Source organism: Dietzia cinnamea NBRC 102147 (assembly GCF_001571065.1).
In the GTDB taxonomy this organism is placed as follows: Bacteria; Actinomycetota; Actinomycetes; order Mycobacteriales; family Mycobacteriaceae; genus Dietzia; species Dietzia cinnamea.
Window position 1 is genome coordinate 23,848 of record NZ_BCSW01000005.1, and the last position, 24,127, is coordinate 47,974.

Below are 24,127 nucleotides of genomic sequence, written 5' to 3' on the forward strand. Positions count from 1 at the left end.
CGACCCGCGCACTCACAGGTACTCCCTGATCCGGGGCGCGATCCCCACGACGACGCCGAACGCGGCGAGCGTGGACAGCGCGATGATGAGGTCCGGGCCACTCGAGGAGGTGCGGCGGGCGTTGTCGATGCGGGTGCGCAGCGTGTCGCGGGCCTCCTCGATGGCGGCCTGCATGGACTCGTCGAACTCGTCGAACGCCGCCCCCGAGTCGCCGGCGTCCTGTCCGGACGAGATCTCGATGGCGCCCTGGTAGTCGCCCTGCTGGTACAGCGAGTCCGCGCGGTTCTGGGCGGCTATCCACTCGTCGAGCGCCTCGATCGCGTCCGTCACCGCGCCGTGCGAGTCGAGGCTGATGTCGCTGCCGCTGTCCTCCTCGTCGTCGAGATACACGGTCAAGGTGTCGCGGACGCCACCGAGGACGGCCGCGCGCTCGGCCGCCGACCCCTCGGGGTCGGTGCGCCGCACGAGGTTGAGCGTCTCCTGCGCGCGCACCTTCTGGGCGTTGATGCGCTGGCGGGTCAGTTCGTTCATCGGCGCCGCGCCCTCGGACAGGCCCTTGGCGTTGTCGTTGGCGGCGAGGAACCCGGCGATCATGGTGAGCAGGAACGTCGCCACCATGAGCAGGGACGCCACGCCGAGCGCGGGGTTGATGCGCCGTCCGGTGAGCCGCCACAGCCACTGCTGCAGCAGCACCAGCACCGCGATCGCCAGTCCGAGGAGGAAGAACGAGCCCCACGGCGGCGACGACCACTCGCGGTCCGACTGGCCCACGGACGTGGACTGCCGGTCGTACAGGTCGGCGGCCGCGGGCAGGATGGTGTCCTGCATCAGCGCGGACGCGGAGGCGAGGTACGCCGAGCCGACCGGGTTGGCGACGCGGTTGTTGGTGCGCGCGGTCTCGACGAGGCCGGTGTAGGTGGCCAGCTGCGCGTTGATGTGGGCGAGCTGGTCGATGGACTCGGTGTCGTTGCGGTCGAGGCCCTGGGCGGCGGCGATGATCGACGACGACGAGTCCGCGATCGCCTGGAGGTAGCGTTCGCGCAGTTCCGCGGGTTCTATCCCGCCGGTGATGAAGGCGGTGTTCGCGGCGGAGTCCGCGATCGTCAGGGAGCTGTAGAGCGTCTGCGAGGCGTTGGCGACGGGCTCGACCTCGGCGAGCAGGGTCTCGTGGTAGCTCTGCCGCTGGGTGATGGTGGAGGACGCCACGATGCCGCCCGCGAGCACCACCACGATCGCGACCAGCGCGAAGACCGACATCCGGCCGGGGGTGGTGAGCACGTCGCTCCAGAAGCGGGCGGCGCGGCGGCGCACGGGGTGGCGGGGCTGGACGGCGGTGCCGGACTCGCCGCTGCCGCCGCCGGCCCCGGGCCGAGCACCGGATGCGGAGCGGCCGCCGGTTCCGGAGCGGCCGCCGGTTCCGGGCCCGGAGCCCGGCGTGGGTGTGGAACCGCTGCCGGTCCCGTCGGAGGATCCGGGAGTGCCGCGTCGTGCGAGGGTTCGGGCGCGCATCGCGTCGCTCACCTCCCCGGTCCTCGCCCGCCGAGCCGACGTCGCGACGGGAGTGTGTCCCAGGTTAGTGAAGTGACGGCGCGGAGTCGGGCAGACTGGTCGAGGAGGACTCGAGGACCCGCCCGATACGGGGGTGGGCCCGTCCGGGGAGGTGGAGGTCCGGTGACGGCGAGCGAGGGTGACGGCAACGGCTGGGTGGTGTCCGCGGGCGGTGATCGCCGGTGGGGCCGGTTCGGCGCCGCCGGGCTGCTGCTGCGCGCCGCCGATCCCACCGATCCGGACACCCCGCTGGTGTTGCTGCAGCACCGCGCGGTGTGGACCGCCTCCGGCGACACGTGGGCGTTGCCCGGCGGCGCGCGCGACTCGTACGAGGACGCGCCCCGCGCCGCGCTGCGCGAGACCGAGGAGGAGGCGGAGATCCGGCCCGCCGACGTCGTGGTGCGCGCGGAGGTTGTGACCTCCCGCATGCCCGGCACGGTCTGGCACCGGCCCGGCCTGGACATGCGCCACGCCGCGGAGATGCTGCGTCGGCTGCGCCCGGACCAGAGGCATGACGAGGAGCCCGACGAGTCCGGCGCCGACGCGGCCGCCGGGGCCGCCGGGGCCGACGTAGCCGCCGGGGCCGACCGCCGCCCCCGCGCGCTGCCACCGCTGGTCCAAGAGTCCCCCGACTCGGTCGAGTGGACGTACACGACCGTGATCGCCGACGCGCCGCGCCCGCTGGAGACGGTGCCCAACAACGAGAGCCTCGAGCTGCGCTGGGTGCCGGAGACGCGGGTGGCGGACCTGCCGCTCATGCCGGCGTTCGCGCGGGCGTGGGCGGGCGGGCTGCGGTCCGAGCCGGTCGAGCTGGTGGTGGACGTGGCCAACGTTCTCGGCTCACGCCCCGACGGCTGGTGGCGGGACCGGGCCGGCGCGACCGGGCGTCTGCTCGACGAGCTGGGCGCCGGGATGCCCCGCACCCTCGAACTGCCCGCGTCGACCGGACGACCGGCCCCGGCCGAGCCGCCCGCCCCGGCGGCCGCCTTCGGCTGGGTCGCCCGCGCGCACGCCGTGATCGAGGGTGCCGCCCGCGCCGCCGAGCACTCGGGCCCGTTCGTGGTGCACCGCGCGCCGGGTTCCGGTGACGACGCGATCGTCGACCTGGCCACCGAGCTAGATGGCGGGCCCCGACGGGTCGTGGTGGTCACGGCCGATCGGGGACTGCGGGACAGGCTGCCGGGGAACGTCCTCGTCGTCGGGCCCCGGACCCTCCTCGGGTAACCCTCGCCGTTCCGTTCGACGGACCGGTCCCGCCCCCGTGCCGCGCGGGTGCACACTGGTTCGCATGACTGCGCCCGACCGCACGCCCGAGCTCACCCTCGGCCCGCTGCTCCGGTACGTCGACAGCACCGACGCGACGGTGTGGGTCGAGGTCTCCGCCCCGTGCGAGGTGACGATCCGCGCGGGGGACGAGGTGGCCACCGAACGGACCTGGGGCGTGCACGGCCACCACTTCGCGGTGCTGCACCTGTGCCACCTGCGTGAGGGGGAGGAGACGCCGTACACGGTGGAGCTCGACGGCGAGCAGGTCTGGCCGCTCGACCCGGGGAGGCCCAGCGTGATCTGCACGCCCCGCGCGGACGACACCGTGCGGCTGGCGTTCGGCTCGTGCCGGCGTGGTGAGAGCCAGACGCCGGAGGCGCTGCGGGAGATCGGCGCCGACGCGCTGGTGGGGCTGGCGCACCGGATGGCGCAGGCGCCGCGCCGCGAGTGGCCGGACGCGATGCTGCTCCTCGGCGACCAGGTGTACGCGGACATCCCCAGCCGCGAGATCGCCGAGCGCCTCGCCGAGCGCCGCGACGCCGGTCTGGGGCCGCAGTCGGTGCGGGACTCGGCGGGCGCGGGCGGCGACCGGGACGTCTCGGACGAGATCTGCGACTTCGAGGAGTACTCCTGGCTCTACCACGAGTCGTGGCGGGACCCGGACGTGCGCTGGCTGTTGTCCACCGTGCCGAGCTGCATGATCCTCGACGACCACGACCTGCGCGACGACTGGAACTCCTCGTACTCGTGGCGCCGCGAGATGACCGCCCAGCCGTGGTGGCGCGACCGCGTGATCGGGGCGTTCTCCAGCTACTTCGTCTACCAGCACCTCGGCAACCTCGCGCCGGACGAGCTCGAGGCGAACGAGACGTACCAGGCCCTGCGCCGCGCCTCCTCGGACGCGGAGCGCGAGCGCCTGCTGGAGGACTTCGCCGTGGCCGCCGACGCGGAGCGCGGCACGGTCCAGTGGAGTTACAAGCGCGACTTCGGTCGGGTGCGGGTGGTGATGCTCGACGTGCGGGCGTCGCGGCACCTGGATCCGGAGGACCGGCGGGTGATGGACGCCGACGAGTGGGCGTGGACGCGGGACGCGTGCCTGGACGCGGACGTGGACCACCTGGTGATCGGTTCGTCGTTGCCCGCGTTCATGCTGCCGGCGCTGCATCACGTGGAGGGGTGGAACGAGGCGGTGGCGCGCCATCGCCCGGAGATGCCGGTGTCCGCGAGGTTCGGGGAGTGGGCCCGGCGCGCGGTGGACCTCGAGCACTGGGGCGCGTTCCGCAACAGCTTCGACGACCTCGTGGGACTGCTCACCGAGGTCGCCGCGGGGGAGGGGCGTCCGGCACCCGCGTCGATCCTGCTGCTCGGCGGCGACGTGCACTGTTCGTACCTCGAGGAGGTGGAGCTCACCGCGCCGCGGGTGGCGGATTCGCCGACGCGCGTACACCAGCTGGTGATGTCGCCGTTCCGCAACCCGCTGCAGAAATCGATCCGCGCGGTGAACCGGCTGTCGGTGCGCGAGCCCCTGCCGGCGTTGACGCGTCGCCTCGCGCGGGCGGTGGGCGTGCGCGACCCCGAGGTGCGGTGGCGGGTGTCCGACGGCGTGTGGTTCGACAACGGCGTGATGACCCTCGTGCTGCGCGGCCGCCGCGCGAGGGTGCAGGTCGACCACGCGCGCGTCGAGTGGCCGGCGTGGGGGCTGGGTAAGGCCCTCACCCTGGTGCCGGGGCTGGCGCCCGACTCGTGGGGACGCAAGCCGGGAGACGACCCGACCGGGCAGGCCGGGCGCACCGGCCAGGCCGGGGGAGGGGGACGACGACGAGGTGGGGATTCGCTCGACCGCAAGCCCCGGCAGGTTCTGCGCAGGACGCTGACCAAGGAGTTGACCGCGGCGGACCCGCTCGCCGAGGGTGCTGCCGCCGGGGCCGGGAGCGGGGCCCCGCAGGCGGCGACGCCTTAGCCGGGTCGCCGGGCGGGGTGGGGCGGGGCGGGGCGCTCAGGCCAGGGCGGCCCGGAGTTCGCGGGCTGCGGCGGTGGGGTCCGGGGCCGCGGTGATCGCGCGGACGACGACCACGCGGCTCGCCCCGGCGGCCAGCACCTCGGGCAAGGTGTCCGGGTCGATCCCGCCGATGGCGAACCACGGCTTGGGCGCCGCGGCCGGCCCGCCGCCCAGCCCGGCCGCGTGCCGCACGAGCCCGAGCCCCGGGGCGTGGCGGCCCGGCTTGGTGGGGGTCGGCCACACGGGGCCGGTGCAGAAGTAGTCCACCACCGGGTTCGCCGCCGCGGCGTCGACCTCGTCGTCGGCGTGGCAGGAGATGCCCAGGATCATGTCGTCGCCGACGATCCGTCGCGCCCACTCCACGGGTAGGTCGTCCTGCCCGACGTGCAGCACGTCGGCGCCGGCGGCCACCGCCACGTCGGCGCGGTCGTTGACCGAGAGCAGCGCGCCGTGGGCATCGCAGACGTCCCGCATCACCGCGAGCGCGCGCAGCTCGTGCCCGGCCTCCAGGGGCCCGAGGTCGCGGTCGCCGGGTGAGTTCTTGTCCCGCAGTTGCACGATGTCGACGCCGCCGGCCAGGGCGGCCGTGACGTCGCGGCGCAGGGCGGGGAAGTCGCCCGTCCAGCCCTGCGCGCGGGCGTCGTCGTCGAGGTGCCGGCGGGCGTCGATGCAGAGGTAGAGGCGGGCGTCGGCGAGGCGGGCACGGAGGCGGTCGGCGCGGACGGTCATGGGTTCAACGGTAGGTGATGGCCCCTACTAGGCTGGCCGCCATGACCGTCGACCCCGCCCCGCCCGCCGCCCGTATCGGTGCGGGGCGGGTCGTGGTGGTCGGCGGCTCGGTGATCGGCCTGGCCTGCGCCTGGGCGATCGCCCGGTCCGGGGCCGCCGATGAGGTCGTCGTCCACGAGCCCGACGATTCCGGGCCCGGCGGCGTCCCCACCTCGGGCGCCGCGTGGGTCGCGGGCGGCATGCTCGCCCCGTTCAGCGAGGCGTGGCCGGGGGAGGAGGCGGTGTTCGCGCTCGGCGTGGACTCGCTCCGGAGGTGGCCGGGCTTCCTCGACGCGCTCGCCCCCCACGTCCCACCCGGTCCGCCCGTCCGCACGGCCGGGTACACGCACATGCTGGCGGTCGACGAGGCCGACGCCCGGGACCTCGACATGGCCATGGAGTGGGCGGCCAGCCAGCCCGACCCGACACGGGGCACCGACCCGGCCGGCACCAACGGCGGCGTCACCGAGGCCGATCTGCGTCGCGTGACCCGCCGCGAGCTCCGGGAGGCCGAGCCGTCCCTGGCCCGGGTCGCCCGCGCCGCCTACCGGATGGACTCCGAGGGCGCCGTCGACAACCGGGTCCTGCTCGCCGCCCTCACCCGTGCCTGTCGCGCCGAGGGAGTGACGTGGGTGCGCGGCGCCGTCGCCTCTCTCGACGACCTCGACGCGGACCGCGTCGTCCTCGCCGCGGGCACCGGCTCCGCCGACCTGGCGGGCCTGCCCGTGCGCCCGGTCAAGGGCGAGGTCCTCCGCCTGCGGTCCCGCCCCGGGTGTGAGGACCCGCCCCGCGGCGTCGTGCGGGCCTTCGTCCGGGGCCGGCCGCTGTACCTGGTGCCGCGCGCCGGCGGTCTCGTCGTGGGCGCCACCCAGTACGAACACGGCGACGACCGGCAGGTCACCGTCGCCGGGGTCCGCGACCTGCTCGCCGACGCCGAGACGATCTTCCCCGGCGTCGGCGAGTACGAACTCGCCGAGATGATCGCCGGACTGCGGCCGATGTCGCCGGACAATCTGCCGATCCTCGGGGTCGACCCCGCCGACCCGCGGATCGTCCACGCCACCGGGCACGGACGCAACGGGATCGCGTTGACGCCGGTCACCGCTGCGACCGTCGTCGCGACGCTGCTGGGGCGGTCGGCCCCGGGGGCGGCGGGCGCGGCGTCGCCCGACCGCTTCGCCCGCTCCTGACCCCGGTCGTGCCCGACGGCTACGGTGGTGCCGTACGTCACGACTTCCTGCAGGAGGCCCCCATGATCGTCACCGTGAACGGTGAGGACCGCACCCTGGCCGATGGCGCGACCGTCCGCGCGCTCGTCGCCGAACTGGACCTGCCCGACGAGGGCGTCGCGATCGCCGTCGACGGCATGGTCGTGCCCGGCTCGAGCTGGGGTGACACCCCGCTCGACGCCGGCGCGGAGGTGGACGTCCTCACGGCGGTCCAGGGTGGCTGAGGCCGCCCCCGGCCCCGTCGACGCGCCCGCCGCCCCCGACCACGGGGCGCGCGTCGCCGAGGTGCTGGACTCGCCGCTGGTCATCGCCGGTGAGGAGATCGGCTCCCGGCTCATCACCGGCACCGGCGGTGCCGGCAACCAGGAGGTCCTGCGCGAGGCGTTGATCGCCTCGGGCACCGCCCTGACCACCGTGTCGATCCGCAAGGTCGACCTGCGCCTCGGCTCGGACGGCCTCGGACTACTCGGGCTGCTGCGCGAGCTCGGCATCCGCCCGCTGCCCAACACCGCCGGGTGCCGGAGTGCCTCAGAGGCGGTCAAGACGGCCCGCCTGGCCCGCGAGGCGCTCGGCACCAACTGGGTCAAGTTGGAGGTGATCGCCGACGAGCGCACGCTCCTGCCCGACGGACTGGAACTCGTCGAGGCGGCCGAGGACCTGGTCGACGACGGATTCGTCGTCCTCCCCTACACCACCGATGATCCCGTCCTGGCCCGCCGACTGGAGGATGTGGGCTGCGCGGCCGTGATGCCCCTGGGCGCGCCGATCGGCACCGGGCTGGGCATCTGCAACCCGCACAACCTGGAGATGATCGTCGAGCGCGCCGGGGTCCCGGTGATCTGCGACGCGGGGATCGGCACCGCCTCCGACGCCGCACTGGCCATGGAGCTCGGCTGCGACGGTGTCCTGCTCGCCACCGCCGTCACCCGGGCGGAGAACCCGCCGCTCATGGCCGCGGCGATGCGCGAGGCCGTCCGGGCCGGGCACGCCGCCCGCCTTGCGGGGCGGATCCCCAAACGCTTCTGGGCGCAGGCGTCCAGCCCGCCGGTCGACTGAGGCCCTACCGGCCGCCCGACAGCATGCGCGCGACCCGCCCGCCACCCCGCCGGCGGTCAGTCCTCGCTGCGCGGCACCCGCCGCACGCCGATCCCGCCCATGAGCGCCAGCCCGGTGACCCGGATGACCGGGGCGCCGGGCGGGGCCTGGCGGACCGGTCGCGGATCGGGCTTCCAGCTCCCGGACTCCTCGCCGAAGCCCCCCATCAGCCCCAGGCCCTCGATCTCCACATGGATGTCGTCGGGGACGTAGATGTCGATGCCGCCCATGATCGCGAACGCCCGGATCGTCGTCTCGTGGGACTGCAACGAGGCGCCACGCAGGTCGATCTCGATGCCGCCCATCAGCGCGAACGCGGTGTGCACGGAGGGAAGGGTCCACGCCCCCGCCCGCTCGACGCCTCCCATGATCGCCAGCGAGTAGGCGGGCCCGCTGGCCCCGGTGACGCCCCCGGTGACGCGACGCGCCGGGGCCCCGTGCGGCCGGGTCGCGGGCGTCGAGTCGTGCTCGTGGTGGGCGATCGGCAGGTCGTGCGTCAGCTCGATGAGCTCGGACCGGAAGCGTGCGGCGTACGCCCGCGAGGTCCGGTCATCGAATTCGGCGAGCGTGAGCCTCCCCTCCGAGAAGGACTCCCGGAGGAGCTTGGCGGTGGCGTCGCGCTCGGCGTCGGAGGCGCGGACCGACGGCAGATGGCGATCCGGCTCGGGCGTGACGTCATCCATGGTCACGAGCCTAGTACTGCACTACCTGTACGCGGGCTGAGTAGGTGAACGCACGCTGCCCGCGCCCCGGCAGGCAGACTGGGGACCATGATCGAGGTACGGAATCTCACCAAGCGCTTCGGCGCCTCCACCGCCGTGGACGACCTCAGCTTCGAGGTCCGTCCCGGCGTCGTCACCGGATTCCTCGGCCCGAACGGCGCCGGGAAGTCCACGACGATGCGGATGATGGTCGGTCTCGACACCCCCACGTCTGGGCAGGCACTGATCAACGGCACCCCGTACCGCGAGTTGGATCGCCCCGCCCACAAGGTGGGCTGTCTGCTCGACGCGTCCTGGACCCACGCCAACCGCTCCGCCGGCGCGCACCTGAGGATGGTCGCCGCGGCGGGCGGGGTGGCCCCGGGCCGCGTCGACGAGGTGCTCGGCCTGGTCGGCCTCACCGACGTCGCCGGCCGCAAGGTCGGCGGATACTCGCTCGGCATGCGCCAGCGACTCGGTCTGGCCACCGCCATGCTCGGCGACCCCGAGGTCCTGCTGTTCGACGAGCCCGTCAACGGACTCGACCCCGAGGGGATCCTGTGGATCCGCCGTTTCATGCACGCGCGCGCCGCAGAGGGCCGCACCGTGCTCGTCTCCTCGCACCTGCTGTCGGAGATGGCGCAGACCGCCCAGGACCTCGTCGTGATCGGCCGCGGCAAGCTGCGCGCGCAGACCTCCGTCGAGGAGTTCCTCGACGCCGCCACATCCTCGGTGGTGTTGCGCACCCCGCACGTCGATGAGTTCACCGCCGCCGCGCGCGACGAGGGCATCGAGGCCACGTTCGACGCGGAACAGGGTGTCTTCCTCATCCAGAACCTCCGCGCGCCGCAGGTCGGCGATGTCGCCGCCAGCCTGGGGATCACCGTCCACGAACTGCACGAGAAGCGGGCGTCGCTGGAAGAGGCCTTCATGGCCCTCACCGACCAGGACGTCGAGTACCACGGTCAGGAGTCCACCCGATGAACCAGCTGAAGTCCGAGTGGATCAAGGTCACCACCACCAAGAGTGCCTACTGGCTGTACGCGATCGGCATCGGCCTGGCAGTGGTGCTCGCCGTGGTCATCGGCCAGTTCGAGCAGCCCGCCACAGGGGACCCGATGGCCGGTGCGCCCGGCGGCGGCAGTGACCCGCTGTTCGCGATCCTCGGCGTCAGTGCGTTCACCGTCCTGCTGGCGTGGATCGCCGCGATCGTCGGTGTGACCGGCGAGTACCGCTATCACACGATCAAGGCGACGTTCTTGACGACGCCGTCGCGCTGGCCTGCCATCCTGGCCAAGACCGCCCTGTTCACGGTGCTCTCGATGGTGGTCACAGCCATCGCGGTGATCCTGGCGCTCCTCGTGGCCGGGGCGCTCTCCGGAAACGAGGGCTGGACCCCGTTCTCCGGAGACGGGCTGACCTACCTGTGGCGCTTCCCCGTCTACGCCGCACTGGGGACGATCGCGGTCACGGGCCTGGCGTACATCATGCGCAACGCCGCCGGCACGATCTCCCTGTTCCTCGTGTGGATACTGGCCCTCGAGGGCATGGTCTCGTTGATCCCGCGGGTCGGCGAGGACATCGCCGCCTGGATGCCGTTCGCCAACGGTGACTACTGGACCCAGGGTGAGGCGGCCAAGGGCTACATCACCTGGGGTGAATGGCCGGCGTTCGCGCTCTACGCCGCGGTGTGCGTCGTCCTGTGGGCCGTGGGCCTGGTGATGACCCTGCGCCGCGACGCCTGACCCTGCGCCGCGACGCCTGACCTCGGGCCGCGACCTCTGACCCGCGCCGGGGCGCCCGCGGATTCACGCTCGCGATGCGCCGGACTGGGCCGCCCTTCAGGGGTAGGGTCGGAATCGATACTCGGTCGGCCCTAAGGAGTCGAGATGACCGGCGGAACTTCGCTCAAGCTCGTCCACAACACCGATAGAGACCGTTTCGAGCTGTGGGACGGCGAGACCTTCATGGGACTGGTCGGGTACGAGAAGGACGGCGACGTCTACATCCTCCTGCACACCGTGATCGAGGAGCGGTTCGGTCAGCAGGGCATCGCCCGACTGCTGGTGAGCCTGGTCCTCACCCGCCTGCGGCTCGACGGGCTGAAGATCCGCCCGGTGTGCAGCTACGTGCGCCGCTTCCTCGTGCGGTTCCCCGAGTACCAGTTGCTCGTCGCCCCCAACTGACACGCCGCGTCACGCCGCGCGCACCACGGCCGGCTTCGCCACGGCGGGGAGGATGCTCGCCACGACGGGGGAGGATGTCCGACCCGATCCGTAGTGTGGGCGGCGGAAGACCGGCCATCGAACAGGACACCTCATGACTTACCCGCCGCAGGGCGACAACGCCGACAACGCCGACAACACCTCCTCGTCCGGGTACACGGACTACTCCGCACAATCCGGATACGGCGGCCAGTCCGGGGCGGGGCAGGGCTCGTACGGGACAGGCGGCTACGGCCAGGAGGCGTACGGGCAGCAGGCGTACGGGCAGGGCTCCTACGGGCAGGGTGGCTACGGCTCGCAGACGCCCGCGTACTCCGGTTCGGGCGGCTTCGCCGCGGCTCCCGGTGCCCGCCCCGGGCCGCCGTCGAACGTGGGGTGGGCGGTCGCCTCGATCCTGTTCTTCTGGCCCCTGTCGTTCATCGCGATGACGCGGGCGCTGGAGGTCTACCCGCTCTGGGCCGCCGGGCGGTACGCCGAGGCCGAGGCCGCCAGTGCGACCGCCAAGCGGCTCGGGATGATCTCGCTCGCGATCGTGGCGGTCCTCATCATCCTGTATCTGATCTTCATCTTCGCGATGGTCGGCCTGGCCTCGAGCGGCTACTAACGCTCAGCCCGAGCACGCGCGCCGCCCACCCGGTGCCGGGTCGGCGGCGCGCCCGCACGCCTCAGGACAGGCCCAGGCGCGGTGCCTCGATCGCCGGGCACGCGTCCATGACCACGTCGAGACCGGCCTCCTTGGCCCGCTGCGCGGCGGCCTCGTCGATCACGCCCAGCTGCAGCCAGACGGCCTTCGCGCCCTTGGCGATGGCGTCGTCGACCACGCCCCCGGCGAGCTCGGAGTTGACGAACACGTCCACGACGTCGATCTCGCCGGGGACCGACGCCAGGTCCGGATACCCCTGCTGACCGTGGACCGTCTCGGCCTTCGGATGGACGGGCACGATCTCGTGACCGAGGTCCCGGACGAACGCGGCGATCCGGTACGCGGTGCGCGAGGTGTTCGAGGACAGACCGACGACGGCCCACCGCCCCCTCTGGGACAGCAGACGCTCGATGACGGCCGGATCATTGGAATGGCTCATACCCCGTGCAAGGCCCCACGGCGCCCAGACATTCCCGCGCGAGCAATCAGTCCCCGACGGCGTCTGCGCGCGGGGCGCTTCCTTCGCAGGCTCAGTCAGTCCCCGACGGCGTCCTTGCCGCGCTGGACGATCCTCGGGTCCGGCTCGAACACCACCTGGTGGTCCTTCTCCGGGTAGTCGAACTGGTTGAGGAAGTAGCGCATCGCGTTGATGCGGGCCCGCTTCTTGTCGTTGGACTTGATGGTCGTCCACGGCGCCCACTCGGTGTCCGTGCGCCGGAACATCTCCTCCTTGGCCTCGGTGTACTCGTCCCACTTGCCCAGCGACTCCAGGTCCATGGGGGAGAGCTTCCACCGGCGCACGGGGTCCAGCTGCCGGATCGCGAACCGGGTCTTCTGCTCCTCGCGGGTCACCGAGAACCACAACTTGGTGAGCCCGATACCCGACTCGACCAGCATCTTCTCGAACATCGGCGCCTGCTGCATGAACGTGGAGTACTGCTCGTCGGTGCAGAACCCCATGACCCGCTCGACGCCGGCGCGGTTGTACCAGGAGCGGTCGAACAGGACCAGCTCACCGCGGCTGGGCAGGTGGGTGACGTAGCGCTGGAAGTACCACTGGTGCAGCTCGGTCTCGGTGGGCTTGATGAGCGCCACGACGCGGGCCTGGCGGACGTTGATGTACTCGGTGAACCGCTTGATCGTCCCGCCCTTGCCGGCGGCGTCGCGGCCCTCGAACACGATCACCTGCCGGTGCCCGGACTCGGCCTGCCAGCGCTGGAATTTCAGCAGTTCGATCTGCAGGAGGTACTTCTCGACCTCGTACTGGTTGCGGTCCATCCGCTCGTCGTACGGGTAGTTCTCCCGCCACGTGTCGACCGCACGGCCGGTGATGTCGATGAGGTCTGGGTCCTCGCCGTGATCGTCACGGACGGTGAAGCCCTCGGCGCGCAGCCGGTCGATGTAGTGCCGCAGCTGGAACGTGGACATCTCAGTCGAGTTCCACCACGACGGGCGCGTGGTCGGAGGCCCCCTTCCCCTTGCGCTCCTCGCGGTCGATGAAGGCCCCGGTGACGCGGGCGGCCAGCGCGGGGGAGTGCAGCTGGAAGTCGATGCGCATGCCCTTGCGCTTGGGGAAGCTCAGCCCGGTGTAGTCCCAGTACGTGTAGACGCCGGGGCCCGGGGTGTGCTCGCGGGTGACCTCGCGGAACCCGGCGCCGTCGAAGGCGGCGAACGCGAGCCGCTCGGGCCCGGAGACGTGGGTCTTGCCCTCGAAGACCTCCATGTCCCACACGTCCTCGTCGAGCGGAGCGACGTTCCAGTCGCCCACGAGCGCGACCTGGGCGTCGGGGTCGGCGGCCAGTTCGGCGGCGGCGTGGTCACGCAGTCGGGCCAGCCACTCGAGCTTGTAGGTGTAGTGCGGGTCGGACAGTTCGCGGCCGTTGGGCACGTAGAGGCTGTAGACGCGGACGCCGTCGCACACCGCGGAGATCGCGCGCGCCTCCGGGTCCTGCGACTGCTCTGGATCTTTGTGGAAGCCGGGCATGCCGTCGAAGCCCAGTCGCACGTCCTCGAGCCCGACGCGCGAGGCCACGGCGACGCCGTTCCACTGGCTCAGGCCGTGGTGGGCGACCTCGTAACCGAGCTCGCGGAACTCCTCGTGCGGGAACTGCTCGTCCTTGCACTTGGTCTCCTGCATCGCCAGGACGTCGACGTCGGACCGGTCGAGCCAGGCGAGCACGCGGTCCTTGCGGGCTCGGATCGAGTTCACATTCCAGGTGGCCAGGCGCATGGGTGCGAGTCTATTGCGCGCCGCGCGGCGGCGTCACCGTGGGAGGCGGGGGCTGGTCGACGACGACGAGGTGCCGCAGCGAATGGTGTGGTTCGAGTCCGAGCTTGGCCCACAGGCCGCGCCCGGCGGTGTTGTCGGCGAACACGTGCAGGTGACACTCCCGCGCGCCGAGGCCGAGTCCCCAGTCGACGAGCGCGCCGGTGACGACCTCGGCGAGGCCGCGGCGGCGGTGGCCGTCGGCGGTCTGCACGCAGGACACGGCGATCCGCGCCTGCCCGTCGGGGCCGGCGGTGACGGCTCCGCGGGCGATGGCGGCCAGCTCGCCGCCGGACTCGAGGCGGGCGAACACGACGTGGCCGCCGGGGCCGGGATCGCCGTTGTCCGGTCCGTCGGTGAGGATGCCGGCCGTGGCGAGCATCGCCGGCCGCACGCGCTCGGGGTCCAGGCCGGCGGTGGCGTGGTAGAGGGCCAGCCAGTCGTCGTCGGGTCGATCGGCCAGCGTCACGCCCGGCCGGGTGTCGGCGGGGAAGGCGGCGTCGACCACGGCGAGCAGCGCCTCGCTGTCCGCAGTGCAGAGGAACAGGTCGCGGTCGGCGCGGATCCGCGCGGGGTCCACGGGCGCGCCGTCGAGCATCATCCGCTCCACCTTCACGAGCCGCTCGACGTCGACCAACCGCAGCGGCAGGCCGCGGGCGGCGTACCAGTCGCGCACCCCGTCGAGGTCCTCGCAACTGGCCCACGGCAGGACGGGCACGGCCGAGTTCCCGCGATACGACCAGTCGTCGCCGGCCCGACAGAACCAGCCGTCGACCAGCTCGTACTCGGGGCACGGCCACGCCAGCGCACCCGCGTACTCGTGCGCCCGGACGTCGCGGGCCCGCACCGGCCGCGGCGGTAGGACCTTGAGCACGGCGACGTCCGCGTCGGGGATCCGCAGCTCCTCGCCGGACTCCCGGCGGACGACCAGCTCCGGCTCGAGCGCCACCACGTGACCGATGACGTCCGTGTACAGGTGCGAGGCCTCACCGGGAGCCAGATGGCGACGCACGACCACGCGCTCGCCCACCGCCACCCGGCGGCCGGAGTTCCATCGGGACCGACCCGACAGACCCCGGTCCTGCTCAGCCATGGTCGGTGACGACCTCGTCGTCGTCGCCGTCCCAGTCCTCCTCGTCGGCGAACGGATCCGGGTCGGTGGCCGGATCCCAGCTCAGGCCCGGCACGCCCCAGCCCGCGTCGCGGATGTGGCGCTTGGCGGCCTTCTTGTTCCGCCCGATGAGGTGGTCGGTGTATACGAAGCCGTCCAGGTGGCCGACCTCGTGCTGCAGGCAGCGGGCGAACAGGCCGTAGCCCTCGACCGACACCGGCTCGCCGTGCTCGTCGGTGCCGGTCACGCGCGCCCACCACGCACGCCCGCGCGGGAAGTTGACGCCCGGGACGGACAGGCAGCCCTCGAGGTCGTCCTCGGGGTCCGGCATGGTCTCGGGGATCTCGGACGTCTCCAGGACCGGGTTGATCACGCAGCCGCGCCGGTTGAGCCAGCCGCCGCGCGCCTCGACCTCCTCGCGCGAGACGCCCTCGCCGTCCTCGGTGTCCAGGTCGGGGCAGTCGTAGACGAACACGCGCTTGCGGACGCCGATCTGGTTGGCGGCCAGGCCCACCCCGTTGGCGGCGTCCATGGTGTCGTAGAGGTCCCGGACGAGGTCCGCGATCTCCTCGGGGGACTCGGTGACGGGTTCGGTGGGCGCGTGGAGCGCGGGATCGCCGAGGATGACGATGGGACGGACGGCCATGGTCGCCGATTCTAGTGCGCCGGCGATGGCGGGGTGTCGGAGGCGTGTGGTTCACTACGGGGGAATCACAACGGTGTGATCTGGCCGGACTGCTGGCCGGGTTGCTGGCCTGGGCGTCGGGTGCGGTGCCCGTTGGTACACGAGGAGGTGCGCGCATGGGTCGATCGGCTGCCGCGACGCGTGAGGCAACCACCGGAGGCGACCGGGAGGGCCCGCTGCCCGCCGCCGACCCCGTCCTGTCGGAGCGGGATCAGAAGATGCTCGAGTTCGAGCGGCAGTGGTGGAAGTTCGCCGGTTCCAAGGAGGAGGCGATCCGGCAGCAGTTCGACATGTCGGGCACCCGCTACTTCCAGATCCTCAACGACCTCATCGACCGCCCCGAGGCGCTGGCCGCCGATCCCCTGCTCGTCAAGCGGCTGCGCCGCATGCGTTCGAGCCGCCAGAAGGCACGCGCGGCGCGCAACCTGGGAATGCGCCTCGACTGACCTAGACTCGGGCGCGTGAGCTCCCAGTCCGAGAACCCGCAGTACGCCCCGCAGCCCGGCGACCCCGACCACGGCGATCCCCGGTACGACGACGCACGGTACGGCGACCCCCGGGACGGCGGCCCGTACGACGCCGACGACCCCTACGGCCCGGGCGCTGGCGACCCCGACGAGCCCAGCGGCCCGCCGTACCGCGCCATCGCGATGGTGCTGCTGTCGGCGGTCGTGCTCGCCGTGGGCATCGGGCTGGTGCAGCTGTTCGGGGGCGACGACGACGAGGCGGCCCCCACCGCCGACGAGGGCACCTCCCAGGTCGAGCAGGACGGCTCGACCGGTCAGGGCGCCGACGGCCAGCCCGCGCAGGGTGAGGCCGGCGGGGCTGAGGGTGCACCCGCCCAGGGCGGCGCCCCCGGTGGTCAGGACGGCGCGGTGGGAGCCCCCGGCGAGGCCGGCGGCGAGGCCCAGCCCGGCGATCCCGCCGCCCCGGCCGACCCGCCCGCGGCCGGGCAGCCTCCCGCCCAGCCCGGCGCGCCCGGACCGGACGTGACCAGCGTGCCGGTGCAGATCTTCAACAACAGCACCGTCACCGGCCTGGCAGCCCGCACGGGCGAGGCGCTGCGCGAGAGCGGCTTCGCGGTGGGCGACGTGGCCAACATGCCGTCCAACCGCGGCGTGGTGGCGGAGTCCACCGCCTTCTACGGCACCGGGCCCGGTGAGCAGCAGGCCGCGCAGGCGATCGCCGCCCAGCTGGGGATCACCGCCAAGCCGCGTCCGGCGGATCTGGCGGGGGAGGCTCCCGGGGTGATCGTGATCGTCACCCAGGATCTCGACCGCTGACCCCTGAGGATATGATGAGCCCACGCGTCCGGCCCGTCCGCGGGACGCACGCCCAGTAGCGACTTGCAGCCTCCCGAGATCGAAGGAGCCCCCATGGCCCCGCGTCAGACCGCCCGCCGCATCCTGGTCGCGGCTCCCGCACTCGCCCTCGCGTTCGCCGTGGCCGCGTGCAGCCCCAACCAGGAGCCGGCCGATCCCGACGCGCCGTACACGCTGCCCACGTACTCCGAGGAGTCCGCGCCCCACTCCTCCATCCCGGAGACGCAGGAGACCGACGACCCCGACACGATCGAGGACTTCGAGGCCGGCACTACCGCGGCCGGCATCCCCGGTGAGGGTGGAGACGAGGGCGGCGGCCAGGCCACCACCGACGACGGACTCCCGGTCCCGGGCGCCGGGCAGCAGGCCGGCAGCGCGGTTCCGACGCGGCCCGCCCCCTGATCTCCGGTCCGGCCACCGGACCCGCGAGCCCCGCACCCGAGCAGACGGGTGCGGGGCTCGCGTCGTGTGTGGCCGCAGGCGGCGCCAGGCCCGGCGCTCAAGCCCCGGCTCTGCGGCCCGCGGTGCGGCTCAGAGGGGTCCGCGGCCGTCGAGACGGGGGCCGGTGTACTTCTCCAGCACGGGCGCCTCGTGGGTGATGGTCCCGTCCTCCACACTCTCGCGGTAGGCGAGATTGCCCACCCGGTTGGCGATCACGGGTGCGGCGCACACGGCCACGATCGCGGTGAGGACGAGCATGCCGAGGTCGATGTCCGGGAAAACCCGGATCCCCGCGCCGATGAGGACGAGGACCAGCCCGAGCACCTGAGGTTTGGCCGCCGGGTGCATTCGGCTGAGGGTGTCGCGGAACCGCACGAGGCCGATCGCGCTGCACAAGGTCAGTAGCGCGCCGGCGAGAACGAACAGCGCGGCGATGATCTCGATGAGGTCGTCGCTCATGAAATGGCCTCCTCGGGGGTGCCGATGTTGTCGCTGACGCGGAACCGGGCCACGGACACCGAACCCAGGAACGCGACCAGTGCCAGCGCGACGAGCGCCGCTGCGGGGGTGGTGTCCTTCGTCCACGCGATGTAGACGGCGATGCCCCCTTGAGCGACGGCGACCATCATGTCGAGGGAGATGAGCCGGTCGAGGGTGTTGGGTCCGCCGACCAGACGGATCATCGTCACGAACAGCGCGGCAGTCAGCGCGATGATCGCCAGGATCCAGAGGACGAGTGCGACGCTCACCAGGGTCCCTCCTCTTCCGTCGTGGGATCGAACGGCTTCTTCTCGTCGCCATCGGGGCCTGCGGGGTTGTCGGGGCCGGCGGCCCGGTCGGCGTCGGGATCTGCCGGGTCCGTGTCGCCGGCGGGATCCACCGGCTCCGCGGGCGCCACGGTGCTCGCGGCGCTCGGGGCCCTGTCGGCGGGGGCCGAGTAGTGCCCGGGGCTCGGCCTCCAGTCCTCGTCTCGCTCGAAGGCGCGGAGGTAGAGCTTCTCCACGTGTGCGGTCTGGCGGCGGAACCGCTCCACGGCCTCGTCGGTACCGGCGTCCAGGACGTGCACGTAGACGTAGCGGGCCACCGGGTCGACTCGGACCACGATGCCGCCGGGCAGCAGGTTGAGGGTGTTCACCGCCAGGGCGAGGTTGAAGTCTGACTTCAGTCGCATCGGCGCGCGCAGCACCGCGGACCGGGGTGGCGCCTTCGGCCGGATCGACTGCCAGGAGACGATCAGCGACGACCGGATCAGGTAGAACGCCACGACCAGCACGAGCCAGACCGTGGACAGCGGCCGGAGCAGACCCTCGACCGGCACCCGCGGCAGGGGCAGGACCACCATCACCAGGATCGCCACGAGCAGTCCGGAGACGACGGTGCCGATGTCGAAGCTGCCCCACAGCAGTACCCAGGCGAAGGTGAGCCACAACGTCATGAAGACGCGGGCGCCGAGCACCCGCAGGTCGGGAGAAGGCTTGCGTCCCATGTCAGCGCACCCCCGTCACGGAGTCGACGTACCGGTCGGGTGAGGTGTCGGTGGGGACCGTGTAGAGGTACTCGGCGCGCTCGCGCAGGGTGGCGGCGGCGCCGTCTGCCACCCGGAGCAGCGGTCCGGCGAAGATCGTCATGAGCAGCGAGACCACGATGAGCGCCCACGTCGGGGCGAGCATGCTCCAGGGCATCTTGCCGACCTCCTCGCGCTCGTCGAACTCGACGTACTCGTCGGAGGGGAGGAGGGACAGCGGCCGGGCCAGCGCGAGGGCACCCTCCGGGGCGTCGGCCCGCGGCCGCCAGAAGGCCTTGGACCACACGCGCGCGACCACGTAGAGCGTCAGCAGGCTGGTGACCATGGCGCCCGCGATGAGCACCCACAGCAGGGCTCCGCCCTTCTCCGCGCCGGCCTGGACGACCGCGAGCTTGCCGATGAACCCGGAGAACGGGGGGATGCCTCCGAGGTTGAGCGCGGGGACGAGGAACGTGACCGCGAGGACGGGACTGGCGACGCCGAGGGATCCGAGCCGACGCAGGGACGACGACCCCGCCTGGCGTTCGATCAGACCGACCACGAGGAAGAGGGTCGTCTGGACGATGATGTGGTGCCCGACGTAGTAGATCGCCGCGCTGAGCCCGGCTTCGCTGGACAGCGCGATGCCGAAGATCATGTAGCCGATGTGACTCACCAGCGTGAACGACAGTATTCGCTTGATGTCGGACTGGGCGATCGCGCCGAGGATGCCCACGACCATCGTGAGAAGACCGGCGACGAGCAGTACCCCGTCCATCCCGCCCCCGGGGAACACGAGGGTGTGGAAGCGGATGATCGCGTACACGCCGACTTTAGTGAGCAGGCCGGCGAACACGGCGGTGACCGGGGCGGGAGCGGTCGGGTAGGAGTCGGGCAGCCAGGTGGAGAGCGGGAAGACCGCGGCCTTGATACCGAACGCCACGAGGAACACTGCGAAGATCGTGTTGCGCAGGCCTTCCGGCACCTCCGCCATCCGCGTGGCCAGCTGAGCCAGGTTGAGCGTGCCGACGGCCGAGTACGTCAGCGCGATCCCCAGCAGGAAGACCATGGACGAGACCATCGACACGACGGTGTACGACACCCCCGCGCGGACGCGTTCCTGGCTGGCCCCGAGCGTGAGCAGGACGTAGGACGCGGCCAGGAGCATCTCGAACCCGACGAACAGGTTGAACAGGTCGCCCGCGATGAAGGCGGCGTTGAGTCCCGCCGCCAGCGCGAGGTAGGTGGGCAGGAAGATCGAGGTGGGCTGGTCGCCGTCGCCGTCGCGGACACCCTGCCCGACGGCATAGATGATGACCGTCAGCAGCACGATGGCGGCCACACACAGCATCAGGGCGCTGAGCCGGTCGGCGACCAGGGTGATGCCGACCGGGGCGTCCCACCCGCCCACCTGCACCGTGTGCATGCCGTGCGAGTCCGTGAGCACCAGCAGGAGCCCGGAGATGACGAGCAGAGCGGACAGGGTCGTGATGGTGATGATGTTCTGGACCCGCGGCCGGCGGGAGACCACCAGGCACAGCGCGGCCGCGAGCAGCGGCAGGAGGACGACGGAGGGGATGAGGTACCCGAAGAGGTCGGGAGAGATCACAGTTCCTCCTCCTTACCGGCCTTCTTGTACCGCCGCTCTCGTCTGTCGACCTCCCGCGCCTCGGCCTCGGCTTTCGCCCTGGCCTCTGCGCGGGCCTCCGCCCGGGCTTCGGCTTCGGCCTCGGCTTCCTCGAGGTCCTCGTCGTCGTAATCCACGTGGTCGCCGAGTTCGGTGGGCTGGCCCGTGGTCTGGTCGTCCGAGGCGTCGCGGTCCGGAGCGGACCAGGCGTCGGTGGGGGAGCGTTGGGCGATCTTGGTGTCCTCGGCGTCGTCCGCGACCTCGTCCACAGTGGTGAACTGATAGGAGCGGTAGGCCAGGGCCAGGATGAACGCACCCACGCCGGCGGTGATGACGATCGCGGTGAGGATCATCGCCTGGGACAACGGATCCGAGTCGACGGTGTTGTCGCCCCATGACCGGCCGCGGATGGGCGGGTTCCCCGGGGCTCCACCGGCCGCGAGGATGAGCAGGTTGACGCCGTTGGACAGGATCATGATGCCGAGCAGGATCTTGATGATCGCGCGCTCGAGAAGCAGGTAGACACCGGTGGCGCTGAGGACACCGGCCATGAGTAGGAGTGCGAAGTCGGCGGTCATGGCATCCCCTGGGGTGTGGTGCCCTGGTTCTCGGCGGCCTCGAGACGCGCGGCGCGGCGCGCGGCCAGGTCGGACCGTGGAGCTTCGCTGTCGACGCCGGGGACGCGGCGCAGGGCGGCGGTGGAGGGCGAGTCGGTGGCGTCGACGTAGACGGCCCTGAGCTCCTCGAGGTCCTCGGCGTCGAGGTCGAGCCGCGCTCCCAGGCTGCGGAGGATGTCGAGGACCAGGCCGACGACGATGAGGTACACGCCCGCGTCGAAGAACAGCGCGGTGACGAGCTTGACCTCACCGAACACGGGCAGCGTCCACTCGAAGGTGGCGCTGGACAGCGGCGGCGCACCGAGGGCCATCGAGGCGGCGGCGGTACCGGCGGCCAGCAGGAGGCCGGCGCCGAGGATCCGTCCGGCATCGATCGGGACGGCCTCGCCGAGTTCGTAACGGCCACCCGCGAGGTAGCGCAGAACGAGCGCGAGACCCGCGACCAGCCCCCCGGCGAAACCGCCGCCGGGGTTGTTGTGGCCGGCGAAGAAGAAGAACAGGCTCAGGATCATCATCGTGGGGAAGATGAGACGGGTGGTGACCTCGAGGACGAGCGAGCGGGCGCGGGGGTCGCGCACGGTCGCGCCGACCAGCCACCGGCCGGGCGAAGCCCCCGGTGCCTCGATGACGATCCGGGCCGCCTCCATCCCGCGCCGTCCGGAGCGGGTCTTGTCGGCGTCAGCGATGCGTGGCCCGGAGCCGTAGCGACGATTGCGGAAGACGAGGCTGGCCACACCGGTCGCGGCGACCAGCAGCACGGTGATCTCGCCGAGGGTGTCCCAGGCGCGGATGTCGACGAGGGTGACGTTGACGGCGTTGGCGCCGTTGCCGATCCGGTAGGCGATGTCCGGGAAGACCGTGGACACGGCTGGGTCCTGGCGGGCGTTGATGGCGTACGCGCCGACGATGACGACGAGGAGTCCCACGCCGATGCCGAGCCAGGCGCGCAGGCGGCGGAAGCCGTCGGACAGGGGCACCTCGGCGGGCATCGTGCGCAGGACCAGCACGAACGTGACCATCATCAGCGTCTCGACCAGCACCTGGGTGAGCGCGAGGTCGGGAGCACCGTGGAAGGCGAAGATCACGGCGACGCCGTAGCCGGTCACGGACATGTTGACGACCGCGGCGAGGCGGTTGCGCAGGACGGTGGCGGCGACCGCGGCGACGGTCATGGGGATCATGACGAACAGCACGACCGGATTGGCGGACAGTTCCATCCGCAGGCCCTCGCGGGTGCCGACCAGCAGGGACACGAAGGGGAACACCACGAGCGTGAACAGGATGATGCCCAGGGTCAGCGGGAGGGAGCCGCGCTGGATGCTGGCGGTCAGGCGCAGCGACAAGATGTCGAAGAAGCGCAGGACGGCGTCGTAGATGCGGTCCGCGTTACCCAGGGCGGGCGACTCGAACTGCATCCGCTCCACGGTCCGCTGCGCGACGTAGAGCATGGTGCCGAGGACGTATACGACCGCGGTGAGCGCGAGCGGGACACCGAACCCGTGCCACAGCCCGAGGTGGTAGGCCTCCTCGCCCGCCCACGGGCTGCCCGGCGGGAACGCGACGTCGACGAACCGGGTGAGCAGTGCCTCGACGGGCGCCGACCACACACCGAGCACGAGGCCGGCGACGGAGAGGAGCGCGGGCACGGAGAGGAAGAGCGGGGTGACCGGCTTCGACTCGGCGACCGCGGGGCTGATCCCGTCCGGGAAGAACGGCTTGGAGCGGAACGCGCCCATGACGAGGCGGGCGGTGTAGGAGAAGGTGAGGACCGAGCCGACGACCAGCCCGGCGGTGACGACGAGCGCCGGCATGCCGTGGAGCCGCTCCTCGGTCAGCGTGGTGGCGAACGCGGATTCCTTACCGACGAATCCGAGGAAGGGCGGGAGACCGGCCATCGACGCGGCGGCGAGGGTGAAGAAGACGGCGAGAGCGGGACTCTTGCGGCCCAGACCGGACAGTTCGCGGATCTCCCGGGTGCCGGTGGTCTTGTCGATGACGCCGACGGCCATGAACAGCGCGGACTTGAACAGCGAGTGCGCCAGCAGCATCGTGAGTCCGGCGAGCATCGTGTCGCGCGATCCGATGCCGACCAGGACCAGCAGGAACCCCAGCTGGGACACGGTTCCGAAGGCGAGCACCAGCTTGAGGTCGGTTTCCCGCAGGGCGCGCCAGCCGGCCATGAGCAGGGACACCAGGCCGAGAACGATGAGCGGCAGCTGCCACGTCGACGATCCGGACAGGCCCGGGCTGAAGGCGGCGACGAGGAAGACCCCGGCCTTGACCATCGCCGCGGAGTGCAGGTAGGCGCTCACCGGCGTGGGTGCGGACATGGCTCCGGGGAGCCAGAAATGCAGGGGGGCGATGGCGGATTTACTCGTCGCGCCGACGATCACCAGGCCGAGAGCCCAGTGGACGAGAGAGCCGGACGGCGGAGAGGCGACGATCTCGCTGAGCAGGTAGGTTCCGGCCTCCTGGGCCAGGATGATCATGCCGACCAGCATCGCCAGGCCGCCGAGTGTGGTGACGAGCAGGGCTTGTGTGGCGGCGCGGCGGGATGTCGCCCGCTCCGCGTAGTGGCCGACGAGTAGGAAGCTCAGGACGGAGGTGATCTCCCAGAAGGTGTAGAGCAGCACCATGTTGTCGGCCACGACCAGGCCGAACATGACTCCGGCGAACGCGACCATCTCGGCCGCGAACAGGTGCAGGCGGGGCTCGGTGTCGTCGAAGTACCAGGTGCAGTAGAACAGGACGAGCGCGCCGACGCCCAGTGCGATGAGGGACATCAGTGCGGACAGCGCGTCCATCCGCAGGTCCAGCGTCAGGTGGATGCCGGGCGCCCACTGGAGGGTCTCCGTGGGCACACGGTCGAGATTGGCGGCCACCCATACCGCGCCGCCGGCGGGGACGAGCGCCAGCAGCGGGAAAGCGCGGCGTCCGAGCCTCAGCACCAGTGGGAGCGCGATCAGGGCGGCCACGGCATGGGCCGCGAGGATCACGATCACCGGCGGCTCCTTCCCTTGCGTCGATCGGACGACGACATGCGGATGGACCCGCCGGGAGGGGGCGGGCGACCGGTGTCG

At 72.0% G+C, this 24,127-nt stretch carries 26 protein-coding genes; 12 read left to right on the forward strand and 14 right to left on the reverse strand.

The window, feature by feature from the left end:
* Positions 1-12 precede the first annotated feature (12 nt).
* The gene (locus tag DCI01S_RS03250) at positions 13-1,521 is read right to left on the reverse strand and encodes a GlnX family signal transduction membrane protein (RefSeq protein ID WP_232303168.1); all 1,509 of its coding nucleotides are present in this window, start codon (positions 1,519-1,521) and stop codon (positions 13-15) included.
* A 150-nt stretch (positions 1,522-1,671) separates the two neighbouring features.
* On the opposite strand from DCI01S_RS03250, the gene DCI01S_RS03255 reads away from it, so the two are divergent.
* Both DCI01S_RS03255 and DCI01S_RS03260 read left to right on the forward strand, forming a co-directional pair.
* Positions 1,672-2,772, forward strand: a complete 1,101-nt coding sequence (locus DCI01S_RS03255; RefSeq protein ID WP_061227924.1) for an NUDIX domain-containing protein — start codon at positions 1,672-1,674, stop codon at positions 2,770-2,772.
* Positions 2,773-2,836: 64 nt separating this feature from the next.
* A complete protein-coding gene (locus DCI01S_RS03260) occupies positions 2,837-4,774 on the forward strand; it encodes an alkaline phosphatase D family protein (RefSeq protein WP_082767622.1) in 1,938 nt (645 codons plus the stop codon).
* 36 nt (positions 4,775-4,810) lie between these two features.
* Here the strand turns inward: DCI01S_RS03260 and thiE are convergent, their stop codons facing one another.
* The gene (thiE, locus tag DCI01S_RS03265; RefSeq protein WP_061227925.1) at positions 4,811-5,542 is read right to left on the reverse strand and encodes a thiamine phosphate synthase; all 732 of its coding nucleotides are present in this window, start codon (positions 5,540-5,542) and stop codon (positions 4,811-4,813) included.
* A gap of 41 nt (positions 5,543-5,583) precedes the next feature.
* Between thiE and thiO the strand changes: the two genes are divergently transcribed.
* The 3 genes from thiO to DCI01S_RS03280 all read left to right on the forward strand — a co-directional run bounded on the left by thiO (position 5,584) and on the right by DCI01S_RS03280 (position 7,866).
* Positions 5,584-6,771 (forward strand): glycine oxidase ThiO, encoded by a 1,188-nt coding sequence (gene thiO / locus DCI01S_RS03270; protein WP_061227926.1) that lies wholly within the window; start codon positions 5,584-5,586, stop codon positions 6,769-6,771.
* A gap of 62 nt (positions 6,772-6,833) precedes the next feature.
* Positions 6,834-7,034, forward strand: a complete 201-nt coding sequence (gene thiS / locus DCI01S_RS03275) for a sulfur carrier protein ThiS (protein ID WP_061228006.1) — start codon at positions 6,834-6,836, stop codon at positions 7,032-7,034.
* 61 nt (positions 7,035-7,095) lie between these two features.
* Entirely contained in the window at positions 7,096-7,866 is a 771-nt protein-coding gene (locus DCI01S_RS03280) for a thiazole synthase (protein WP_061228007.1), read from the forward strand.
* Between the two features lie 56 nt (positions 7,867-7,922).
* On the opposite strand, the gene DCI01S_RS03285 is transcribed toward DCI01S_RS03280, so the two are convergent.
* Positions 7,923-8,588 (reverse strand): DUF1707 SHOCT-like domain-containing protein, encoded by a 666-nt coding sequence (locus tag DCI01S_RS03285; RefSeq protein WP_061227927.1) that lies wholly within the window; start codon positions 8,586-8,588, stop codon positions 7,923-7,925.
* 87 nt (positions 8,589-8,675) lie between these two features.
* On the opposite strand from DCI01S_RS03285, the gene DCI01S_RS03290 reads away from it, so the two are divergent.
* The 4 genes from DCI01S_RS03290 to DCI01S_RS03305 all read left to right on the forward strand — a co-directional run bounded on the left by DCI01S_RS03290 (position 8,676) and on the right by DCI01S_RS03305 (position 11,435).
* On the forward strand, positions 8,676-9,590 hold the full coding sequence (locus DCI01S_RS03290; RefSeq protein WP_061227928.1) for an ABC transporter ATP-binding protein: 915 nt from the start codon (positions 8,676-8,678) through the stop codon (positions 9,588-9,590).
* Positions 9,587-10,351 (forward strand): ABC transporter permease, encoded by a 765-nt coding sequence (locus DCI01S_RS03295; RefSeq protein WP_061227929.1) that lies wholly within the window; start codon positions 9,587-9,589, stop codon positions 10,349-10,351. Before DCI01S_RS03290 ends, DCI01S_RS03295 begins: the two co-directional genes overlap by 4 nt.
* Positions 10,352-10,495: 144 nt before the next feature.
* The gene (locus tag DCI01S_RS03300; protein WP_007627316.1) at positions 10,496-10,792 is read left to right on the forward strand and encodes a GNAT family N-acetyltransferase; all 297 of its coding nucleotides are present in this window, start codon (positions 10,496-10,498) and stop codon (positions 10,790-10,792) included.
* 133 nt (positions 10,793-10,925) lie between these two features.
* Positions 10,926-11,435: a CD225/dispanin family protein gene (locus DCI01S_RS03305; RefSeq protein ID WP_061227930.1), complete on the forward strand. Its 510-nt coding sequence runs from the start codon at positions 10,926-10,928 to the stop codon at positions 11,433-11,435.
* A gap of 61 nt (positions 11,436-11,496) precedes the next feature.
* Here DCI01S_RS03305 and DCI01S_RS03310 read toward each other — a convergent pair whose 3' ends face one another.
* From DCI01S_RS03310 to DCI01S_RS03330, 5 genes are all read right to left on the reverse strand, one after another.
* Entirely contained in the window at positions 11,497-11,913 is a 417-nt protein-coding gene (locus DCI01S_RS03310) for a CoA-binding protein (RefSeq protein WP_061227931.1), read from the reverse strand.
* Between the two features lie 95 nt (positions 11,914-12,008).
* Complete coding sequence (ppk2, locus tag DCI01S_RS03315; RefSeq protein ID WP_061227932.1) at positions 12,009-12,902, reverse strand: polyphosphate kinase 2; 894 nt, start codon at positions 12,900-12,902, stop codon at positions 12,009-12,011.
* 1 nt (position 12,903) lies between these two features.
* Positions 12,904-13,704 carry an exodeoxyribonuclease III gene (locus DCI01S_RS03320; RefSeq protein WP_061227933.1) on the reverse strand — a complete coding sequence of 267 codons (801 nt, stop codon included), beginning with the start codon at positions 13,702-13,704 and terminating at the stop codon, positions 12,904-12,906.
* A 10-nt stretch (positions 13,705-13,714) separates the two neighbouring features.
* The gene (locus DCI01S_RS03325) at positions 13,715-14,833 is read right to left on the reverse strand and encodes a GNAT family N-acetyltransferase (protein WP_061227934.1); all 1,119 of its coding nucleotides are present in this window, start codon (positions 14,831-14,833) and stop codon (positions 13,715-13,717) included.
* Positions 14,826-15,497 (reverse strand): peptide deformylase, encoded by a 672-nt coding sequence (locus tag DCI01S_RS03330; protein WP_007630501.1) that lies wholly within the window; start codon positions 15,495-15,497, stop codon positions 14,826-14,828. The genes DCI01S_RS03325 and DCI01S_RS03330 overlap by 8 nt, the downstream gene beginning before the upstream one ends.
* A 155-nt stretch (positions 15,498-15,652) precedes the next feature.
* Between DCI01S_RS03330 and napA the strand changes: the two genes are divergently transcribed.
* The 3 genes from napA to DCI01S_RS03345 all read left to right on the forward strand — a co-directional run bounded on the left by napA (position 15,653) and on the right by DCI01S_RS03345 (position 17,260).
* Positions 15,653-15,982 carry a nucleoid-associated protein NapA gene (napA, locus tag DCI01S_RS03335; RefSeq protein WP_061227935.1) on the forward strand — a complete coding sequence of 110 codons (330 nt, stop codon included), beginning with the start codon at positions 15,653-15,655 and terminating at the stop codon, positions 15,980-15,982.
* A gap of 15 nt (positions 15,983-15,997) precedes the next feature.
* Entirely contained in the window at positions 15,998-16,819 is an 822-nt protein-coding gene (locus tag DCI01S_RS03340) for a LytR C-terminal domain-containing protein (RefSeq protein ID WP_061227936.1), read from the forward strand.
* Positions 16,820-16,912: 93 nt separating this feature from the next.
* A complete protein-coding gene (locus DCI01S_RS03345) occupies positions 16,913-17,260 on the forward strand; it encodes a hypothetical protein (RefSeq protein ID WP_061227937.1) in 348 nt (115 codons plus the stop codon).
* Between the two features lie 129 nt (positions 17,261-17,389).
* On the opposite strand, the gene DCI01S_RS03350 is transcribed toward DCI01S_RS03345, so the two are convergent.
* The 6 genes from DCI01S_RS03350 to DCI01S_RS03375 are packed head-to-tail and all read right to left on the reverse strand — an operon-like array spanning position 17,390 to position 24,049.
* Entirely contained in the window at positions 17,390-17,758 is a 369-nt protein-coding gene (locus tag DCI01S_RS03350) for a cation:proton antiporter (RefSeq protein ID WP_061227938.1), read from the reverse strand.
* Positions 17,755-18,048 (reverse strand): monovalent cation/H+ antiporter complex subunit F, encoded by a 294-nt coding sequence (locus DCI01S_RS03355; RefSeq protein WP_061227939.1) that lies wholly within the window; start codon positions 18,046-18,048, stop codon positions 17,755-17,757. Before DCI01S_RS03355 ends, DCI01S_RS03350 begins: the two co-directional genes overlap by 4 nt.
* On the reverse strand, positions 18,045-18,785 hold the full coding sequence (locus tag DCI01S_RS03360) for a Na+/H+ antiporter subunit E (protein WP_061227940.1): 741 nt from the start codon (positions 18,783-18,785) through the stop codon (positions 18,045-18,047). The genes DCI01S_RS03355 and DCI01S_RS03360 overlap by 4 nt, the downstream gene beginning before the upstream one ends.
* A gap of 1 nt (position 18,786) precedes the next feature.
* A complete protein-coding gene (locus DCI01S_RS03365; protein WP_061227941.1) occupies positions 18,787-20,412 on the reverse strand; it encodes a Na+/H+ antiporter subunit D in 1,626 nt (541 codons plus the stop codon).
* Positions 20,409-21,008, reverse strand: a complete 600-nt coding sequence (locus DCI01S_RS03370) for a Na(+)/H(+) antiporter subunit C (protein WP_061227942.1) — start codon at positions 21,006-21,008, stop codon at positions 20,409-20,411. Before DCI01S_RS03370 ends, DCI01S_RS03365 begins: the two co-directional genes overlap by 4 nt.
* Positions 21,005-24,049 carry a Na+/H+ antiporter subunit A gene (locus tag DCI01S_RS03375; RefSeq protein ID WP_061227943.1) on the reverse strand — a complete coding sequence of 1,015 codons (3,045 nt, stop codon included), beginning with the start codon at positions 24,047-24,049 and terminating at the stop codon, positions 21,005-21,007. Before DCI01S_RS03375 ends, DCI01S_RS03370 begins: the two co-directional genes overlap by 4 nt.
* Positions 24,050-24,127 lie beyond the last annotated feature (78 nt).

What these genes read in the sequence shown, in the direction of transcription:
- DCI01S_RS03260 (WP_082767622.1), top strand. Translation starts at nt 2,837, where the DNA reads ATGACTGCGCCCGACCGCACGCCCGAGCTCACCCTCGGCCCGCTGCTC.
- thiE (WP_061227925.1), bottom strand. Translation starts at nt 5,542, where the DNA reads ATGACCGTCCGCGCCGACCGCCTCCGTGCCCGCCTCGCCGACGCCCGC.
- thiO (WP_061227926.1), top strand. Translation starts at nt 5,584, where the DNA reads ATGACCGTCGACCCCGCCCCGCCCGCCGCCCGTATCGGTGCGGGGCGG.
- thiS (WP_061228006.1), top strand. Translation starts at nt 6,834, where the DNA reads ATGATCGTCACCGTGAACGGTGAGGACCGCACCCTGGCCGATGGCGCG.
- DCI01S_RS03285 (WP_061227927.1), bottom strand. Translation starts at nt 8,588, where the DNA reads ATGGATGACGTCACGCCCGAGCCGGATCGCCATCTGCCGTCGGTCCGC.
- DCI01S_RS03290 (WP_061227928.1), top strand. Translation starts at nt 8,676, where the DNA reads ATGATCGAGGTACGGAATCTCACCAAGCGCTTCGGCGCCTCCACCGCC.
- DCI01S_RS03295 (WP_061227929.1), top strand. Translation starts at nt 9,587, where the DNA reads ATGAACCAGCTGAAGTCCGAGTGGATCAAGGTCACCACCACCAAGAGT.
- DCI01S_RS03300 (WP_007627316.1), top strand. Translation starts at nt 10,496, where the DNA reads ATGACCGGCGGAACTTCGCTCAAGCTCGTCCACAACACCGATAGAGAC.
- DCI01S_RS03305 (WP_061227930.1), top strand. Translation starts at nt 10,926, where the DNA reads ATGACTTACCCGCCGCAGGGCGACAACGCCGACAACGCCGACAACACC.
- DCI01S_RS03310 (WP_061227931.1), bottom strand. Translation starts at nt 11,913, where the DNA reads ATGAGCCATTCCAATGATCCGGCCGTCATCGAGCGTCTGCTGTCCCAG.
- ppk2 (WP_061227932.1), bottom strand. Translation starts at nt 12,902, where the DNA reads ATGTCCACGTTCCAGCTGCGGCACTACATCGACCGGCTGCGCGCCGAG.
- DCI01S_RS03320 (WP_061227933.1), bottom strand. Translation starts at nt 13,704, where the DNA reads ATGCGCCTGGCCACCTGGAATGTGAACTCGATCCGAGCCCGCAAGGAC.
- DCI01S_RS03325 (WP_061227934.1), bottom strand. Translation starts at nt 14,833, where the DNA reads ATGGCTGAGCAGGACCGGGGTCTGTCGGGTCGGTCCCGATGGAACTCC.
- DCI01S_RS03330 (WP_007630501.1), bottom strand. Translation starts at nt 15,497, where the DNA reads ATGGCCGTCCGTCCCATCGTCATCCTCGGCGATCCCGCGCTCCACGCG.
- napA (WP_061227935.1), top strand. Translation starts at nt 15,653, where the DNA reads ATGGGTCGATCGGCTGCCGCGACGCGTGAGGCAACCACCGGAGGCGAC.
- DCI01S_RS03345 (WP_061227937.1), top strand. Translation starts at nt 16,913, where the DNA reads ATGGCCCCGCGTCAGACCGCCCGCCGCATCCTGGTCGCGGCTCCCGCA.
- DCI01S_RS03350 (WP_061227938.1), bottom strand. Translation starts at nt 17,758, where the DNA reads ATGAGCGACGACCTCATCGAGATCATCGCCGCGCTGTTCGTTCTCGCC.
- DCI01S_RS03360 (WP_061227940.1), bottom strand. Translation starts at nt 18,785, where the DNA reads ATGGGACGCAAGCCTTCTCCCGACCTGCGGGTGCTCGGCGCCCGCGTC.
- DCI01S_RS03370 (WP_061227942.1), bottom strand. Translation starts at nt 21,008, where the DNA reads ATGACCGCCGACTTCGCACTCCTACTCATGGCCGGTGTCCTCAGCGCC.